This window comes from Streptomyces sp. NPDC002130, assembly GCF_040296465.1.
Classification (GTDB): domain Bacteria; phylum Actinomycetota; class Actinomycetes; order Streptomycetales; family Streptomycetaceae; genus Streptomyces.
In genome coordinates this window covers 1-2,408 of the sequence record NZ_JBEOXI010000561.1, presented here as the reverse complement: position 1 = coordinate 2,408, position 2,408 = coordinate 1, and the positions used below count along the sequence as shown (strand labels likewise).

At 63.5% G+C, this 2,408-nt stretch carries 3 protein-coding genes; 1 reads left to right on the top strand and 2 read right to left on the bottom strand.

All coding sequences use genetic code 11. From position 1 onward, the window contains the following. A partial coding sequence (locus ABT116_RS42780) for a cholesterol oxidase substrate-binding domain-containing protein (protein ID WP_351646116.1) occupies positions 1-282 on the top strand: 282 nt, incomplete at its 5' end. 5 nt (positions 283-287) lie between these two features. On the opposite strand, the gene ABT116_RS42775 is transcribed toward ABT116_RS42780, so the two are convergent. Both ABT116_RS42775 and ABT116_RS42770 read right to left on the bottom strand, forming a co-directional pair. Further along, a complete protein-coding gene (locus ABT116_RS42775) occupies positions 288-956 on the bottom strand; it encodes a DUF6891 domain-containing protein (RefSeq protein WP_351646114.1) in 669 nt (222 codons plus the stop codon). Between the two features lie 89 nt (positions 957-1,045). Then, positions 1,046-2,408: MFS transporter (locus tag ABT116_RS42770; protein WP_351646112.1), on the bottom strand; the 1,363-nt coding region annotated here is incomplete at its 5' end.

Below are 2,408 nucleotides of genomic sequence, written 5' to 3'. Positions count from 1 at the left end.
GCCGGCACCGTAGGTCACGGACACGAAGTCCGGGCGCAGGGCCTCGACCCGGCGAACTACTCCGGCGACTACGCGACTTTCCGTCCGGAGTGGTCGAAGGGATGGGCATTCACCGATCAGGCGGCGTACCAGGACGACGAATTCCTCACCAGCACAGTGCCTGCCACCTTCCGTGCCGGTGGAGACGGGAACTGGGACTTCGCTATCGCCACTCTCGACGAACACGACCCGCACCGCGTATTCAGCAATATGTTCCTCGACCGCGTATTGCCACCCAGCTGAATCTCCTACTGCGGAAGCGGTTTGCGCCAACATACGTCGGTGACACGGATACGCTGATTGTTGTCACCGTTCCAGTCGATGCTCAGTCCCTGGGCTCGGAGTGCGTCGGCCACCTGGCGCCCGACGGTCTGATCGGTGTGCGCGATCATGTGTGCCTCGGCGGTTTCGTCGCCGCCGAAAGCAGCGGCGATCAGTGCGGGATCGAGATCGTGGGCAGGGCGAAACGCACTGTAGGACAAGTAGAGATCGGACGGCTCGTCGCCGAGACGCTCCGCGTCCTGCATGTGGAAGAACGTGTACGCCCACTGAGCAAAGGGATACCCGTTCTCGTCCGGTTCGGCCGGCGTGCGCTCGTCGTCGATTTCGGTAGTGCCACACTGCATGCAGCAGGTGAAGTTCATCCGGGCCACGATGCCGTTGTGCTCGAGTTCGGCGAAGGCTGCGGAGAGGCGCTCGAAGTCGCCGGGAGCCGTCCACTGGGTCTGCTCCTCGAGTCTTCGGTCCCAGACCTCACGCACTATTGCGTCGATCCGTCTGCCGAGTTCATCGTTCTCGAAACCGCCCTCGACGCTGTCTCGGGCGGCTTCGCAGATTTCGTCGAACGTCGCGAAACCAGGGACTACCAGTTCGCGCGCTTGCTCACGGACAGCGACGATGTCAGCCTCACTGAGCACCGGTGCTGACCGTGACTGTGCTGACCGTGACTGTGCTGATCGTGACCAGGGCAATCGCATACCGGCACCGTACTGCACCTATTCGGCCGTCAGGCGACGTCGGCTGGTGCTTTCGTTTCCTCCTCGCTTGACGGGGCAGGCTTGTTCGGGATGAGCGCGGTGGCGATCAGACCGACCACGACGAATCCGGCCGCAAGGTATCCGCCGAGTGTGATGCCGTGAGTCATTGCAGACTGTGCAGCGTCGGCGACGAAAGCGGTGCTCGGTGACCCGGCCAGCGAGTCTATGGCGGCGCCCGCGCTGTCGGTGACAGCACGAGTCAACTGATCAGCCTGAGCTTGGTCGACACCGGATTCGGTGAGGTCGTTGTTGAGCGTGGAGTTGAGAGTGCTGAAGAAGACCGTGGTCAGGACAGCGATGCCCAGTGCGGATCCGAGTTGGCGGAACGCACTCTGAATTCCGGAGCCTTGACCGGCGCTCTGCTCGGGAATCTCCTCGAGCACGACGTTGGTCACCTGCGCAGTCGCAAAACCGACGCCGATTCCGTAGAAGAACAGCACTGCGGCGATAGTCCACCAGGGGCTGTCTGTCGCAGCGATGAATCCGAGACCGGCGAGACCGAGCGCTTCGAGGGCCAAACCGATACGGACCAAACCCAACGGCGAGACCTTCGATGCCATTCCAAAGCTCGCACCACTGGCGACGAAGCTGCCGATGGCGATGGGAACCAGTGCAAGTCCGGCCTGGAGTGCGCTGTATCCGAGCGTGAACTGAAGCCAGAGAGGAAGCACCGCAACGATTCCGAACTCGCCGAGCCCGATGATCAGCGTCGCGATGTTGCCGTTGCGGAACGACGAGATGGAGAAGAGTCGCACGTCCATCAGCGCCCGCGACGGATCGTCGCTGCGGGTGAGCATGGTTTGCCGGTAGGCGAACGCACCGAGCGACAGAACGGCGAGTACGAGCGCGACCAGAACCGGTGACGGTCCGCTGGTCCATGACAGACCGAACAGATCGAAGGGTTCCTTCGTGGTCAGCCACCCGTACGTACGTCCCTCGACGAGGCCGAAGGCGAGCAAGCCAAGGCCGGCGATGGACAGTGCCGCTCCCGTGGCGTCGATGCGCCCAGCGGTGCGGGGTGAGGGCGCGATGAACAGCACTGCGCCGATGAGAATGAGCGCAGCCAGCGGAATGTTGATCCCGAATGCCCAACGCCATGAGGCATGTTCGGCAAGCCAGCCGCCGAGCAATGGGCCGAGGGCGGAGGCTGCACCGATGGTGGAGCCCCAGACTGCGAAGGCCTGGCCGCGGGCTTTGCCGGTGAACATCGCGTTCAGCAGCGACAGTGAGGTGGGCAGGATCATGGCCGCCCCGGCGCCCTGCAGGAATCGCGCCAGTATCAGTAGACCGCCGTTCGGTGCCAGTCCGGCCAGCAGGCTCGTCGCGCCGAAC